Origin of the sequence: Pseudomonas kairouanensis (genome assembly GCF_004682055.1) — a bacterium.
Classification (GTDB): Bacteria; Pseudomonadota; Gammaproteobacteria; order Pseudomonadales; family Pseudomonadaceae; genus Aquipseudomonas; species Aquipseudomonas kairouanensis.
This window is the reverse complement of sequence record NZ_QUZU01000007.1, coordinates 57640-73891: the sequence shown is the minus strand read 5'-3', so window position 1 is coordinate 73891 and position 16252 is coordinate 57640. Positions and strand designations below refer to the sequence as shown.

Below are 16252 nucleotides of genomic sequence, written 5' to 3'. Positions count from 1 at the left end.
CTTTTAGATAGAACACCATTGCAAAGGAAAAATGAATTAATTATTTTAAAAAAGATTTTAAATAATCTACCTGAAAATATCGCCTACGCTAGTCACTGGCTCCTCATGTGCGATTTGTCCGACGGACAGCACCTTGCGCACGCAGTTAAGGATCAGAGCGTTAACGGTAGCTGAGGCTTGTACCAATACCGGTCGGGCTGTCAGCAGCAGGGAAGCAGAGGACCGAACTATGGCTGTCGAATGGATTGCCGCTGGCGCCACATTGGTAGGCGTAAGTGCGTTGCTGTGGGGGTTCAGTGCGCGGATGACTCGGCGTATTGAAGCGGCGGTACCGATCAAGGGGCGCTTCGTTGAAGTCAACGGCGAGCGCTTCCACTATGTAGAAGAGGGAAAGGGCCCACCGCTGGTGATGATCCACGGGCTGATGGGCAGCAGCCGCAACCTGACCTATGCCTTGTCCGGGCAGTTGGCCGAGCATTTTCGGGTGATCACCCTTGATCGGCCGGGCTCGGGTTATTCCACTCGCCATAAAGGCACGCCGGCCGACTTGCCGGCCCAGGCCCGGCAAATCCTGGCGTTGATCAAAACCCTCGACCTGGACAAACCCCTGGTGCTGGGGCATTCCCTTGGCGGCGCGATTTCCCTGGCATTGGCGTTGGACCATCCCGAGGCGGTTTCCGGATTGATCCTGGTCGCGCCCTTGACCCATCCCCAACCCACGTTGCCATTGGTGTTCTGGTCGTTGGCCGTACGCCCGGCCTGGCTGCGGCGATGGGTGGCCCACACCCTGACCATCCCCATCGGCATGCTCACCAGTGGCGCGGTGGTCAAAGGCGTATTTGCCCCAGACCAGGCCCCCGACGATTTCGCGACCCGTGGCGGCGGAATGCTGGGCATGCGCCCCGATAATTTCTATGCGGCGTCCAGCGAGATTGCGTTGGTCAACGACGAGCTGCCGGGCATGGTCAAGCGCTACTCGCAATTGACCGTGCCCATCGCCCTTATCTACGGCGCAAAGGACAAGGTGCTGGACTTCCGTCGACACGGCCAGGCCCTTGCCGACAAGGTGCCGGGCCTCAAGCTGCAGTTGGTGGAGGGGCGTGGCCATATGTTACCCATCACCGCCACAGCGCGGGTGGTGGAGGCGGTGCTGCAGTTGGCCAAGCGCACACGCGCCCCGCAAGACGCGACGAACTCGCAGGCACCCTTGGCCCTGGCGAATAAATAATCGTGCTGTTGAGTGCGGCTCGGATCGTCGCAAATGCCTGCCCTAGACAGCTGACCCAAAGTGCAGAAAAACGACTGCCTGGTCATGTTTAAAAGGGTTCAAAAAAGTAGTTGACGACCTATCGATTCCGCGTTATTTCTTTAAAAAAATATTTCAATGTTTATTTTGAAATGATTTTTGAAATGCCTAAGAGCGAATAAAAATGAAAAAAACGTCTTTTATCGCATGGTTGATTTCCTGGAGCACTCAACGCTCCTCGAACCTGTTTGCCGCACCCCTGCCAACGTGCCTCGATCGGAGGCTGCCATGAACCAGACCCTGGCAGCGCCGAGCGTTTGGACCGACGGCAAGCGTCATCTGTGGTGGCTGGGCATCCTGCCGTTGGCCACGCCTCTGTTGTCTGGCTCCCTCGCCATCGTCACCGGCATCCAGCAGTTATGGTGGGTGGGCGTGCTGGTGATCTTCGGCCTGATCCCACTGATCGACGGCCTGCTGGGTGAGGATGTCAGCAACCCACCTGAATCCGCCGTCAGCCACCTCGAATCCCAGCGCTACTATCGGTGGATCGTCTACACCGGCGTGCTGTTCGTGATCGCCTCGGTGGTCATCACCGGTTGGCTCGCCGCCGGCGGCATCGAATGGATTATCCAGGGTGGCTTGTTGCAAGCGGCAACCCATCTAGATCCGTCCAGTTGGCTGTCCCATGCGGCCAGCTATGTCACTGCCCGCACTCAAGTGCACGGCGAGCCGAGCTGGTTCACCTACCTGGGCATGGCCATGTCCACCGGCGCGGCCACGGGCATTGCTATCAATACCGCCCATGAACTGGGCCACAAACCCAACCCGCTTGAAGTGTTTTTGGCCAAGGTCACCCTGGCACCGACCTTCTACGGGCACTTCTACACCGAACACAACCGTGGCCATCACGTACGGGTCGCCACGCCGGAAGACCCGGCCAGTTCGCGCCTGGGTGAAAGCTTCTGGGCCTTCCTGCCACGCTCGGTGTGGTTCAGTGCCCGCTCGGCGTGGAACCTGGAGCGCGAACGTCTGCGCAAGCTGGGCCTGCCGGCTTGGCATTGGCACAACGGTGTACTCAGCGCCTGGATGTACAGCGTGGTGCTGTGGGGGGCGATGATCGCCTGGTTGGGAGCGGCGGTGATCCCGTTCCTGATCATCCAGGGCATCTACGGCTTCTCGCTGCTGGAAGTGGTGAACTATGTCGAACACTACGGCCTTAAACGCCAGAAGTTGCCCAACGGTCGATATGAACGTTGTTCGCCACGGCATTCGTGGAACAGTAACCGGATTGTGACCAATATCTTCCTGTTCCAATTGCAACGGCACTCCGACCACCATGCCAACCCCACCCGCAGTTATCAGTCGCTGCGCCACTTCGATGAATCACCGCAACTGCCCTACGGTTACGCGAGCATGATTGTCTGGGCGTATGTACCGTACTTGTGGCGACGCCGAATGGACCATCGCGTGCTGAATCACTATGCCGGTGATATCACCTTGACCAATCTTCAACCGTCACAGCGTTTGAAGTACCTGGAGAAGTACAGCAACAGTGCCAAGCCGTTCTAACACCCACTAAGCAGTCAGTAAGGCGCTCGGGATCTGTGTATCGCGCAGGTTGCTGTCGCCCCTGCTTTGCCCGAAAAGTTGCAAGAAAGTTGTTTGACCCGAACAAAAATAATTTCAAGGGAAGGACGTACACCATGCAAACACCTGCCAAGTTCACCACCCATGTCGTACTGGCCGCACTGGGCCTGATTGCCTATCACCAGGCCCAGGCCGCGCGCATCGAACCGGCTGGCAGTGCCTTTACGGCCCAAGGCCCCATCAGCTTTTCCAAGGGCGCGCTGATCAGCGCCGATTGCACCATCAAGGTCGCCGGCAAGGTGGCGGCTGATGGGTCGTCGGTGAATGTCGACAAAGTCGAATTCGATGGCGGCCTCAAGTGCAGCCGGGTGGAAGCGATCAATTTGCCGTGGGTCCTGGTGGCCAAGGACACCAAGAGCGGCTCCATGTCGAAGATCAGCGTGGACGTGCATGCCTTCGGCCTGGGGGGCAAGTGCGGGCCTTCTACGGCCGACGGTACGTGGGATAACGCCACCGGTAAGTTGGAAGCGGCCAATGTACCCATTGGCGAAGACTGCAAGATCAAGACGGTGTCGATCAAGATGCCGCCAAACTTCAAAGTTGTTGAATAAACGTCATTTGTAAGTGCGGCAGTCGAATTGAAATTTGGCTGGAAAGGGAAGTTCCGCTTGTTTCACCGTGACCTCTCGTTCATGGCCATTACCCCCGGCGAAATGAATTCGCCATAACATGTGAGGAACAACAATGAAAAGCTTAAAAACCCTCGTGTCGTTATCTGCTTTGGTTGTTTGCATGGGTGCTGCTTCGATGGCAAGTGCTGTCAGTATTTCGCCAAATGGTTCGTTCACCACCACCGGTGGCAGCATTACGGTGTTGTCGCCATCCTCTTTCGGCGCTGCCGTGACGTGCGGGATCAACTTCTCCGGCACCATCGCTGGCGGCGTTGCAACGATCACCAGCGCTTCACTGACCGGCGGCGGCCTGTGTGCGCTGCCTACGTTGAAAAACATTCCTAGCCCAGGCTGGGTACTGAGTGCCACCAGCCTGACCACCGGTTCAGTGACCAACGTGGGCTACACCATCGCCCGTAGCCTGTTGTTCCCGGCCACCGACTGCGGCCCGGACACGCTCACCGGCACCTATGACAACGCCACCAACAAACTCACCATCACCAACCAACCGCTGACCGGTCACACCACGGGCAGTGGCAACCAGAACTGCACCATCCAAAGCCTGACGGTCACGGTTCCGGGTGTGACGATCATTCCTTGATCGTGTTATTGCGCACCGGCTGATCACCGACGGCAAGGCAAGCGCCTCACGTGAGGCGCTTGTTTGAAGTGTTGCGAACACCGTTATACCCATGGCAGTCAATTAAGCGTTGCGATAAAGAGAGAGGCAGACAATGAAAATTTCAAATGCCCTCGTATCCACAGTTTTAATCATGTTGTGTTGTGGGACGGTATCACAGGTCAATGCGGCGACCTTTTCACCTGTTGGGCTGGGGTTCAGTTCGTCAGCAAACGCGACAATCACCATGAAGTCTCCCGCTTCATGGGGGGCAGAAGTAACGTGCGGCATTCAGCTGTTTGCAACGGGACGTCCTGATGGTTCTGCGCTAGACATAAACTCGGTGAACCTCTCAGGCACGAGTGCTTTATGCAGCCAGGCCCAAATGGGCAGTCTGCCTTGGGTGTTGACACCCACAAGTGCAACAACAGCAGTGTTGACCCGTGTGGACTATCGCGTGTCGGGGTCGATACTTTTTCCGGCGACAAATTGCGGTCCAAGTTCCATTAATGTCCACATGTCCAACGGCGCCGGTGGTTTTAATGCGACGGCTTCCAATCAATGGCTTGCCGGTAATTGCACTGTGGTTTCACTTAACTTTACAGCGTTTCCTTTAATTATCGTTCCATGAAGACGGGCGTTGGAAACGTGACGTTCACCGGTTGGGCGGTAGAACTAAGTGTTGTTCTACCGGGTAATGTTAGTTCCGAGAGCCGTAAGACGATCCGGCGGGTGCCGGCTCAGTAAGTCAATACTAAGGAGTGCGGTATGAATAATAAGAAACAACAGGCACAGGTTCTTCTGGGGCTGGCATTGATGGGGGGGATGATGGTGGCGGCCCCTGCACAAGCCGGTGGGTTTTCTACACCCACGTATGGCGCACCCGGCTGGGGCAGGGCATTCGCGGGCGGGTCGCTATTTAAGAACGACCCAAGTTCTGCATACAACAACCCGGCGGCCATGGCGTTCGTTGAGCATAACGTCGCGCAATTCACGGTCGATTACGCGCGCATCAAGATCAAGTACAAGGGGGATGCCTATGACTATCAAGGCAATCCCGTTTCTAACACGCCTATTGGCGCCGATGGTTTTCCTGACCTTTCGGCAACAACCGTAAATAACAATGATGGCGGTCAAGGCGGTTTCACGGCTTGGCTACCCACGGGCTTTATGGTGATGCCGCTGGGCGACCGATTTGCCTTTGGCCTGAGCCAGGTCGTGCCCCAAGGCATGCGCTCGACATGGGATCAAGACTCCAAGCTGCGCGACTTTGCAGTGGATACCAAAATCGAAACCGTCGGGTTGACCGGCTCTTTGTCGTTCAAAGTCAACGATCAGTTCTCCATCGGTGGTGGCGTAATCGTTCAGCACAGTAAAGGTTTCGTCAGTCAGAACGTTGACTTGTTGTCAGCGGCAGCCGTATCCGATTCCATCCTTGGGGGCATCACTTTTCCGTCCGGTGTAGGTAGTAATCTGATACGAGTCAAGGTCGACAATATATCGGCAGGCTGGTTTACCGGGGTCGTTTGGAAACCCACGGATCAAGACACGCTGGGTTTGAACTACCACGCCAAGATCAAGAACAAGATGACTGGCAAATACAACATGTATTCGGATCAGTTTTCCTATGCACTGATGACGACGCCGAGCCCATTTGGGGGTAGCGGTACATTGGTGAATACCGCCTATCCGGGACTCGAGCTGTATCCAAACGGCGCCCACGCCAGTGTCAACCTGGACATCCCAGCAACCGCCGGGCTCGACTGGGTGCACCAGTTCAACGATCGCTTCACCCTGGGTGCGAGCGTGACGTGGACCGAGTGGTCATCCTTCAAGGACCTGACGCTCAAGTCTGGCGACATGACCGTCGTCTCCATTCCCTACAACTACAAGAACACCTGGATGTACTCCCTCGGCGGCGACTATCGCGTCACCGATGAACTGACCCTGCGCGCCGGTGTGGCACTGGACCAGACGCCCACGCGCAACTCCACCCGTGACCCACGGATCCCGGACGGTGACCGCACGTTCCTGTCCTTTGGCGCCGGGTATGAGGTCAAGGCCATCAAGGGCTTGAGTCTGGACGCGGCTTACTCCCACCAGTTCGTGCAGGAGGTCAAACTGAAAACCCAAAACGTCGATCGTCTTGGGGGGGCATCCCTCAATGGCAAGGCAGAGTCTTCAGGCGATGTAGTGAGCCTGTCGGCCACCTACGCCTTCTGACGATCAGCCGGGGATGATGGAGCGGGGCATCAAGCGCATCTTGTTACCCTGAACCTGCGGTTCATCCTCATGGCACGGCTCAACTGTGTGTGCACAGGGACTGGAAAGGCTGACGTGGTCAGCCGCTATTTTTTCGCCAAAGCATTAAATAAAAATTTCAAAACAAAATTTGAATTTAGCTTCCCAAGTTTGTAGTGTGGCTTTACGCCGCAGGCCCCATGGGCCTGCCGCACCCAAGCCGTACCCTGAATCGAGTAGAGGTATCCCCATGGTTATCTGGTTATTGGCGGGTTTCGCAGCAGCGATTGCCCTGGCGTATCGACAAGCCGCTGCCAGCCTGTGGCTGGGCGTTGGCCTGGTGTGGCTGGCGGCGGGTTACCTGTTTAGCGTGGTCGCCGCCTTCGGCATCACCGTTGCAGCCGTGCTGGTGATCGCGCCAGCGTTGCTCATGACAATCAAACCCCTGCGCCGCGCACTGTTGACGGGCAAGGCTTTGGGCCTGTTTCGCACGATCATGCCGGCGATGTCCGACACCGAGCGGGCAGCCATCGAGTCTGGCACCGTGTGGTGGGACGCCGAGCTGTTCAGCGGCAAGCCCGACTGGCAACGCCTGCTGCAAGCGGCACCGGCCAGCCTCAGCGCCGAGGAACAAGCCTTCCTGGACAACGAAGTGGAAACCCTCTGCGACATCGCCAACGACTGGGAAACCACCCAGGTCTGGCAGGACATGTCCCCCGAAGGTTGGCAGTACACCAAGGAGGCCGGTTTCCTCGGCATGATCATTCCCAAGCAGTACGGCGGCAAAGGCTTCTCCCACTACGCGCATTCCCAGGTGGTGATGAAGCTGTCGACGCGCTGCTCGGCGGCGGCGATTTCGGTGATGGTGCCCAACTCCCTGGGCCCGGCCGAACTGCTGCTGCATTACGGCACCGATGCCCAGCGCAACTACTACCTGCCGCGTCTGGCGCGGGGTGAAGACATCCCGTGTTTTGCCCTGACCAGCCCGTATGCCGGCTCCGATGCCGGGGCCATTCCGGACCTGGGCATCGTCAGCAAAGGCACCCACGAAGGCCAGGAAGTGCTGGGCTTTCGCGTAACCTGGGACAAGCGCTATATCACCCTTGGGCCGATTGCCACGGTGCTCGGCCTGGCGTTTCGAGCCGAAGACCCCGAAGGTTTGCTCGGCCCGGCGGGTTCCTTGGGGATTACCTGCGCATTGATTCCCACCTCCCATCCAGGGGTGAACAGTGGCCGTCGTCACTGGCCACTCAACGCGGTGTTCCAGAACGGTCCTACGACCGGTAAAGACGTGTTTATCCCGCTGGAGTGGGTGATCGGCGGCCGCGAACAAGTCGGTAACGGCTGGCGCATGCTGATGGAATGCCTGGCGGCAGGGCGGGCGATTTCCCTGCCATCGTCCAACGTCGGTCTGGCTAAGGTGGCGGTGCGCGGTACCACCGCCTATGCGGCGATGCGCAAGCAGTTCGGCCTGCCCATCGGCAAGTTCGAAGGGGTGCAGGCGCCCCTGGCACGCATGGCTGGGCACTTGTATGCCTGCGATGCAGTGCGCAAGGTCTCGGTGGCGTCCCTGGATGCCGGTGAGAAACCCTCGGTGATTTCGGCCATTGCCAAATACCACGTCACCGAGCGTGCGCGGATCATCGTTAACGACGGCATGGACATCGTCGCCGGCAAGGGCATTTGCATGGGCCCCAACAACTTCCTGGCCCGCGCCTACCAGCAAAGCCCCATCGCCATTACGGTGGAGGGCGCCAACATCATGACCCGCTGCCTGATCATCTTTGGCCAGGGCCTGATCCGTTGCCATCCTTACGTATTCCGTGAAATGGAAGCGGCGCACAACCCGGACCGGCGCAAGGCGCTGGAGGCCTTCGACAGTGCGATGTTCGGCCATATCAGCTTTGTGCTGGCCAACACCGTACGGGCCGCAGTGCATGCGCTGACCGGTGGGCGGCTGATTTCCGTACCCGGCAAAACCGACCCGGCGCTGGCGTCCTACTACCGCCAGGCCAATCGTCTGTCGGTGGTCTTGGCGTTGATCTCGGATATTTCCATGGGCGTGTTGGGCGGTGCCCTCAAGCGCAAGGAAAGTATCACCGGGCGCCTGGGGGATATTCTGTCGCAGCTTTACATTCTGTCCTGCGTGCTCAAGCGCTTCGAGGATGACGGCCGGCCCCAGGGCGACCTGCCGCTGGTGCACTGGGCCGCCCAGGACGCCTTGCTGCGGGCCCATGAAGCCCTGGCCGAAGTGCTCGATAACTACCCTTCGAAAGCAGCAGCGGCGGTGGTGCGTGGCCTGACGTTTCCGTTCGGCATCCCGCAGCACAAGCCATCGGATCGCTTGCTGGCCCAAGTGGCCGATGTGGTGCAAATCCCCGGCGAAACCCGCGACCGCCTGTTGGGCAATTCCTACATCCCACGCCCTGAAATCGACAAGCTGGCCTATGGCGAACTCGGCTTCCGTTTGCTGCCGCAAGTGGAGTTGATTGAGGCGCGGCTCAAGCCGGCCGTCAAGCAAGGCCTGATCGAACCCATGCCTATTTCTTCCGCCGCCTTTACCCCATGGCGCGTCAAGGCGCGCGCGCTGGACCTGATCAGCGAAGACGAAGACGCCTTGCTGGGCCGATATGTGGAATACGCCGACCACGGCATCCAGGTGGACGACTTCCCGCAGGACTTTGGCTTGCTGGAGGCGTTGCAGCAGCGCAAGCAGGCGTTGGAGCCAGCGGCAAAACGCCGTAACGGCCAAAACGAGAACGCCTCGGTTAACTAGACAACACACGGTCAATGTGGGAGCGGGTTTGCTCGCGAAAGCGGTGTGTCAGGCAACTGATTCATCGCTGACCCACCGCATTCGCGAGCAAGCCCGCTCCCACCGGGATTGGGTTTACAGGTCAATACAGTGTTGTGAGTGCTTCTATGAGTGACAGCTACCTATCTTTTGTCAATTCCCCCTGGGGCCGCCGCCTGGCCCAGGCCATCGGCTTGCCCCAACCTTTGCCGTTGCAACGCCATCGCAGTGGCCAGCAAAGCCTGGCCAACCCGGTAATCCTGGCCGGGGCAGGGCGCCTGGTTGCGCAGGTGCAGCAGGTATTCCAAGCGACTGACACCGTCATCGCCACCCCGGCGAGCCTCAAGGCACCATCCACGGTCAAGGTGCAGGGCGCGGTGTTTGACGCCACTGGCGTGGCCGATCTGCAACAGCTGGATGAGCTGTATGTGTTCTTCCACGCCAACGCCAAGCGCCTCGGCCAACATGGCCGCGTGGTGGTGCTCGGTATTGCGCCGGAACATTGCCAGGACCTGCCCCAGGCCATCGCCCAGCGCGCCCTCGAAGGTTTGGTGCGTTCGCTGGCCAAGGAACTGCGCCGGGCGATCACCGTGCAATTGATCTACGTTGCACCGGGGGCCGAAGACGCGCTGGACAGCAGCTTGCGTTTCTTCCTGTCGCGCCGTTCGGCCTATGTGTCCGGGCAGGTGGTGCGCCTGGAAAAACCGGTGGATGGCCATGTCGCCGTCAACTGGGACAAACCGTTCACTGGGCGCCGCGCGCTGGTCACCGGCGCCTCCCGTGGCATCGGCCTGGCAATTGCCCAGGTGCTGGCGCGCGACGGTGCCCATGTGGTGTGCGTAGACGTGCCTCAGGCCCAGCAAAGTCTTGAACAGGCCGCCGCCAGTGTCGGCGGTTCGGCCCTGCCCCTGGACATCACCGCAGCGGATGCCGCCGCGCAGCTGCAAGCCCACGTCAGCCAGTACGGCGCCTTCGATGTGGTGGTGCACAACGCCGGGATCACCCGTGACAAGACCATCGCCAAGATGACCGAGGCCGCCTGGCGCAGTGTGCTGGCAGTCAACCTGGAAGCACCGTGGCAACTGAGCAACGCCTTGCTGGAAAGCCAGGGCCTGAACCCCGGTGGGCGCATCGTGTGTGTGTCATCGATTTCCGGCATCGCCGGCAACCTGGGGCAAAGCAACTACGCCACCTCCAAGGCTGGGGTGATTGGCCTGGTGCAAGGCCTGGCACCGCGTGCGGCAGAGCAGCAGGTGACGGTCAACGCGGTGGCGCCAGGGTTTATCGAGACCCAGATGACCGCGAAAATCCCGCTGATGATTCGCGAAGCGGGGCGGCGCATGAACTCCCTGTCCCAGGGCGGGCAACCGATCGACGTGGCCGAGACCATTGCCTGGCTGGCGCACCCCGCGTCCGGCGGGGTGAATGGCCAAACCGTACGTGTGTGCGGGCAAAGCCTGCTGGGAGCTTGAGTCATGGACTACGTGACGCAGATTATCGACCCGCCGCCCTCGCGGGGGCAGCTGTTGCTGGACGGTGTGCGCGCCTTGCGCAAGCCCAAGTTGGAAGGGCCGCCAGTGCTGCCCAAGGAGCGGCTGGTGCGCTCGGCGGCAGAACTGTCCGCCGCTGGGATCGCCGCCTACGGCCGCGCCTGCGGTTTTCGTCGCGAACAGGGCGTGCCGTTGTCCTACCCCCATGTGCTGGCATTCCCGCTGCACCTGATGTTGCTGACGCGCCCGAGTTTTCCGTACCCGGCCAGCGGCATGGTGCATTTGGCCAATCGCATTCGTCAGCATCAGCGGTTGCACGAAGGTCAGGCCCTGCGCCTGGAGGTGTATTGCGAGTGCTGGGTGGCGCACCCCAAGGGCCAGGCGCTGAGCATCGCCACCCGTGCCTATGGCGCCGACACCCTGGTGTGGGAGAGCGACAGCCTGTACCTGCGCCGCGACGTCAAAGACCCGGTCGGCGAGCCGTGGGGCAGCGCCTTGCCGTTGCAGGAAGACGGCCTGCTGCGTACCCAGCGCTGGGTGTTGCCCGCCGACCTGGGCCGCCGTTTTGCCAAGGTGTCGGGGGATTTCAACCCGATCCATACCTCGGTGATTGGCGCGAAGATCTTTGGCTTTCGCCGCGCCATCGCCCACGGCATGTGGACCCTCGGCCGTGCGCTCGCCGCCCAGCAACCGCCCGGTGGGTTGGAGCAGGCCGAGGCCCATTGCGACTTCAAGCTGCCGGTCTTCCTGCCCGGCCAGGTCGCCCTGTGGAACCACCCCGCCAGCGGCCCGCGCCGCGAGTTCGAAGTGCGCAATTTTGCCGGCGACAAACCCCATATGCGCGGGCTTTTTATCTGGAATGAGAACGGCCGATGAGTGACTACAGCTTCAACCCAGCCCCGGTACGCCGCGTGGCGATTATCGGCGGCAACCGCATCCCGTTTGCCCGCTCCAACACGGTGTACGCCCACGACAGTAACCAGGATTTGCTGGTGGCCGCGCTGCAAGGCCTGGTGGACCGCTACAACCTGCACGGTCAACGCCTGGGGGAGTTTGCCGCCGGTGCGGTGATCAAGCACTCGCGGGACTTCAACCTGGCGCGAGAGTCGTTGTTGTCGACCACCTTGTCCCCGGACACACCGGCCTACGATGTGCAGCAGGCCTGTGGCACCGGGCTGGAAGCGGCGTTGCTGGTGGCCAACAAGATTGCCCTGGGCCAGATCGAGGTGGGCATTGCCGGCGGTGCCGATACCACCTCGGACGCCCCCATCGGCATCAACGAAACCTTGCGTCACACCTTGCTGGCGGCCAACCGCGCCAAGGGCCTGGGCGACAAGCTCAAGACTCTGCTCAAGGTACGTCCACAGATGTTCTTCAAGCCGTTGTTGCCGCGCAATGGCGAGCCGCGTACCGGCCTGTCCATGGGCGAGCATTGTGAAGAAATGGCCAAGCGCTGGCAGATCAAACGCCTGGCCCAGGACGAGTTGACCCTTACCAGTCATAAGCGGCTGGATGCTGCCTACAAACGCGGCTTCTTCGACGACCTGATCAGCCCCCATCGCGGCCTGGCCCGTGACAATAACCTGCGTGCCGACGCCAGCCTGGAAAAACTCGCCAGCTTGTCCCCGGCCTACGACCGCCAGAACGGCACCCTTACGGCGGGCAACTCCACCCCCCTGACCGATGGCGCCTCGGTGGTGCTGTTGGCCAGTGAAGAATGGGCCGCCGCCAACGGTTGGCCAGTGCTGGCTTATTTGCGAACCGGCGAAACCGCTGCGGTGAATTTTGTCGATGGCACCGAGGGCCTGCTGATGGCCCCGGCCTACGCCGTGCCGCGCATGCTCCAGCGCGAAGGCCTGAGTTTTGAGGACTTTGATTTTTTCGAAATTCACGAAGCCTTTGCCGCCCAGGTGCTGTGCACCCTCAAGGCTTGGGAAGACGCCGATTACTGCCGCGAGCGGCTGGGCCTGGATGCGCCATTGGGACCCATCGACCGTGCCAAGATGAACGTCAACGGCGGCTCGCTGGGCTGCGGTCACCCGTTCGCCGCCACGGGTGGCCGGCAATTGGCGGCATTGGCCAAGATCATCCATGAGAACGGCGGCGGGCGTGGCCTGATCTCGATCTGCGCGGCAGGCGGGCTGGGTATTACCGCCATCGTCGAAAAGTAGCTCTATCAAAAACAACAACAAGGAGACTGCCATGAACGCTGTAAGCCTGGAACAAACCGAACGGATCTGGTTGAACGCTTACCTGCCTGGCGTGCCGGCGGACATCGATGCCGGTATCGAAGACTACCCGTCGCTGCGTGAAGTGTTCCTGGAGCACCTGGAAAAATTCCACGAGCGGGTGGCCTACGTCAGCATCGGCACCGAAATGACCTATGCCGACTGGCAGGTGCAGGGCTATGCCTTCGCCGCCTGGCTGCAAGGGCAGGGCGTGAAGAAGGGCGACCGGGTGGCACTGATGATGCCCAACTGCTTGCAGTACCCGATCTGCCTGTTGGGCACGATCCTGGCGGGCGCGGTGGTGGTCAATGTCAACCCGTTGTACACCGCCCACGAGCTCAAGCACTTGCTCAAAGACAGCGGTGCCGAGACCGTGGTGATCTTCGAAAACTTCGCTCACACCCTGGAAAAAGTCATCACCGGCAGCAGCGTCAAGCGCGTGGTGGTGGCGGCCATCGGCGACTTGCTCGGCACCTTCAAGGGCGCAGCGATGAACTTCATCCTGCGCCGTGTGCAAAAGCAGGTACCCAGCTTCAACCTGCGCGGCTCGGTCAGGTTCAACCAGACGCTGAAAGAGGGGCGCGGGCTCAACCACTTTCCGGTGGACATGCACCTGGATGACCTGGCCTTTTTGCAATACACCGGCGGCACCACAGGCGACGCCAAGGGCGTGATGCTCAGCCATCGCAATATCATCGCCAACCTGCTGCAAGCCAAGGCCTGGGTGGGTGACCAACTGGACCAGGACAAGCAGGAAACCAACGTCACCCTGCTGCCGCTGTACCACATCTTTTCCCTGACGGTGAACTGCCTGATGTTCATGTGCCTGGGCGGGCGCAACATACTGATTGCCAACCCACGGGACGTGAAGCGGGTGCAGATGATCCTGCGTAAAGAGCGCTTCAACGGGATTGCCGGGGTCAATACGCTGTTCAATGGCTTGTTGGAAAACAAGGAGTTCTGCGCGCGGGACTTCTCCGACCTGCGCATGGTGATCGCTGGCGGCATGGCGACGCACACGGCGGTGGCCAAGCGCTGGCAGGAAGTCACCGGGCTGCCGATCATCGAAGGCTATGGCCTGACCGAGTGTTCGCCGGTGGTGAGCATCAGCCCGATCAACATTGCGCGCATGCGCGAGATGGAATTCACCGGCAGCATCGGCGTGCCCTTGCCGTCCACCTGGGTGCGCTTTGTGCGTGAAGACGGCGAGCTGGCCGAAATTGGCGAGCAGGGCGAACTGCAAGTGCGCGGCCCACAAGTGATGCAGGGTTACTGGAAACGTCCTGACGCGACGGCCGAGGTGCTGGATGCCGAGGGATGGCTGTCCACCGGGGACATCGGGGTGATGGATGAACGCGGGTATATCCGCCTGGTGGATCGCAAGAAGGACATGATTCTGGTGTCGGGTTTCAACGTGTACCCCAATGAGATCGAAGACGTGGTGGCGATGCATTCTGGGGTTGGAGAAGTGGCGGCCATTGGTGTGGAGGACGGGGTAACGGGCGAGAAGGTCAAGATCATCGTGGTACGCAAAGACCCGAACCTGACCCAGGAGCAGATTCTGGCGCATTGCCGGGAATATCTGACGGGGTACAAGGTGCCCAGGTATGTAGAGTTTCGGACTGAGGAGTTGCCCAAGACCACGGTGGGTAAAGTCCTGCGCCGGGCCTTGCGCTGATCTTTAGTCATCGGTGATCCAAATGTGGGAGCGGGCTTGCTCGCGAAAGCGGTGTGTCAGCTACAGATAAGCTGGCTGAACCATCGCATTCGCGAGTAAGCCCGCTTGTACACATTTGTCAGATAGGCATTGAATATCGAACCTTGAACTAAAGGGGCGGCGCTTGAGGAGTCAACGTGCGTCTAGCGATGAAAATTGCCAGTATAGCCAAGATGAAGGTTACCCAAGCCATTAAATTGGTTCCTCCCTCAAATGCTAGCGTAGCGCTGCGCATCACCTCATTAGCCTGATCTCCTGCCATTGTTGCTGATACTGCGTAGGCACCTGCCAATGTTTCGCTGGCTAGGTGCATTTGCAGCGATGTCAGGAAGTCCGGTAACTGCAGCAAGCCGCGGTAGTACGCAGTGACAAGGCCGCCGAGTACGGTGGTTCCACACACGACGCCCACTTCATAGGCGGTCTCGCTGATGGCGGATGCCGCTCCGGATTTAGCGGGAGGGGCTGCGGACAGAATCACGTCGTTAGATACCGTGGCGATGGCGCCTACTCCGATGTTCAGCAACGCAAACGCCACTACCAACACTATCAGGCTGCTGCCGAGGCTTGCGACCAGCAAAAAGGCCGCAGCAGTAAAGACTAGCAGTACCGGAATCAGGATATTAATCGAAACTCGCTGGGCGACGGGCACTATCAGGATGCCGATAGCAATCGCCATGATCTGACCCGGTATCAACGCCAGGCTGGCTTTAAGAGGGGATATGCGTAGGACAATTTGTAGGAATTGAGTGGAAAAAAATACAAAGCCAATCAGAAAGGCCAAGCTCATCAGGTTGATGGCCACCGCCCCGCTGAATGTCTTGTTGCGAAACAGGCTCAGGTCCATCAGCGGCGTCGGCAGGCGCAGTTGACGGCGTACGAATTGGCTACCGATAACGAAAGCAATGCTTAAGCCTGCCAGTACCAAGGCATCTGGACCGTCACTGGCGACGTGCTTGATGCTATAAACCAGAGCACCGAGTGCCACCACGGATTGAAAAATACTGATGGCATCCATTGGCCCCGACGTATCTGGCTCAGACTCGGGTAACAGCATTGGTCCGAGGATCAATAACGGTATCAGCACGGGAACTGCCAGCAGAAAGATCGATCCCCATCTGAAGAACTCCAGCAGTATGCCGCCGAACAACGGTCCAAGTGCTGAACCGACTGTCAACGTTGTCGCCCAAATAGCTACGGCTAGACGCCGCTCTTCCCTGTCTTCGAAGATCGATCGGATCAACGCCAAAGTTGAAGGCATCAGCATGGCCCCGAAAACGCCCATGAAGGCGCGTCCGGCGATCAGCTGTGTGGCACTGCTGGAGTAGGCCGTCATGAAGGATACAACGGTAAACCCCAATGAGCCGATTAGCAGTAGTTTTCGATGACCTTTTCGATCACCCAGGCTACCCATGGAGATAAGCAATCCGGCCAGCGCCAACGAATAGGCGTCTATCATCCACAATTGCTGGCTGGCGCTGGGATGCAGGGCCTCAGCGATTTTTGGCAGGGCAAAACCCAATACCGTATTGTCCACGGTAACTAACAGAACAGGTAGCATCAATATCGCTAGAGCCAACCACCGCTTGGTGTATGGTTGCTGTTTTAAATAGCCAGCCGTTGGTGACATCACCGACTCCTTATCAAGAAATTTCATGGGGT

Annotated in this window: 12 protein-coding genes; 11 read left to right on the top strand and 1 reads right to left on the bottom strand. The window is 59.5% G+C overall.

Annotated features, from left to right (window positions below):
* Positions 1-229: 229 nt before the first annotated feature.
* The 11 genes from DYL59_RS08215 (at position 230) to DYL59_RS08170 (ending at position 14554) form a co-directional block, all read left to right on the top strand.
* Complete coding sequence (locus DYL59_RS08215) at positions 230-1228, top strand: alpha/beta fold hydrolase (protein ID WP_135288724.1); 999 nt, start codon at positions 230-232, stop codon at positions 1226-1228.
* Positions 1229-1534: 306 nt separating this feature from the next.
* Positions 1535-2815: an alkane 1-monooxygenase gene (locus DYL59_RS08210; protein WP_135288723.1), complete on the top strand. Its 1281-nt coding sequence runs from the start codon at positions 1535-1537 to the stop codon at positions 2813-2815.
* Positions 2816-2949: 134 nt separating this feature from the next.
* Complete coding sequence (gene praA, locus DYL59_RS08205) at positions 2950-3444, top strand: alkane oxidation protein activator PraA (RefSeq protein ID WP_135288722.1); 495 nt, start codon at positions 2950-2952, stop codon at positions 3442-3444.
* A gap of 133 nt (positions 3445-3577) precedes the next feature.
* Positions 3578-4105, top strand: a complete 528-nt coding sequence (gene praB, locus DYL59_RS08200; protein WP_135288721.1) for an alkane oxidation protein activator PraB — start codon at positions 3578-3580, stop codon at positions 4103-4105.
* Positions 4106-4238: 133 nt separating this feature from the next.
* Positions 4239-4754, top strand: coding sequence for an alkane oxidation protein activator PraB (gene praB / locus DYL59_RS32010; RefSeq protein ID WP_420359275.1), 516 nt, complete (start codon positions 4239-4241; stop codon positions 4752-4754).
* Positions 4755-4891: 137 nt separating this feature from the next.
* Positions 4892-6346, top strand: a complete 1455-nt coding sequence (locus tag DYL59_RS08195) for an outer membrane protein transport protein (RefSeq protein WP_135288720.1) — start codon at positions 4892-4894, stop codon at positions 6344-6346.
* 268 nt (positions 6347-6614) lie between these two features.
* Entirely contained in the window at positions 6615-9140 is a 2526-nt protein-coding gene (locus tag DYL59_RS08190; protein ID WP_135288719.1) for an acyl-CoA dehydrogenase, read from the top strand.
* Positions 9141-9286: 146 nt separating this feature from the next.
* On the top strand, positions 9287-10630 hold the full coding sequence (locus DYL59_RS08185) for a 3-oxoacyl-ACP reductase (RefSeq protein WP_135288718.1): 1344 nt from the start codon (positions 9287-9289) through the stop codon (positions 10628-10630).
* A gap of 3 nt (positions 10631-10633) precedes the next feature.
* Positions 10634-11524, top strand: coding sequence for a MaoC/PaaZ C-terminal domain-containing protein (locus DYL59_RS08180; protein WP_135288717.1), 891 nt, complete (start codon positions 10634-10636; stop codon positions 11522-11524).
* A complete protein-coding gene (locus tag DYL59_RS08175; protein WP_135288716.1) occupies positions 11521-12819 on the top strand; it encodes an acetyl-CoA C-acetyltransferase in 1299 nt (432 codons plus the stop codon). Before DYL59_RS08180 ends, DYL59_RS08175 begins: the two co-directional genes overlap by 4 nt.
* Before the next feature lie 31 nt (positions 12820-12850).
* Entirely contained in the window at positions 12851-14554 is a 1704-nt protein-coding gene (locus DYL59_RS08170) for an AMP-binding protein (protein ID WP_135288715.1), read from the top strand.
* 148 nt (positions 14555-14702) lie between these two features.
* Here the strand turns inward: DYL59_RS08170 and DYL59_RS08165 are convergent, their stop codons facing one another.
* On the bottom strand, positions 14703-16247 hold the full coding sequence (locus DYL59_RS08165) for an MFS transporter (protein ID WP_135288714.1): 1545 nt from the start codon (positions 16245-16247) through the stop codon (positions 14703-14705).
* Positions 16248-16252: the final 5 nt, after the last annotated feature.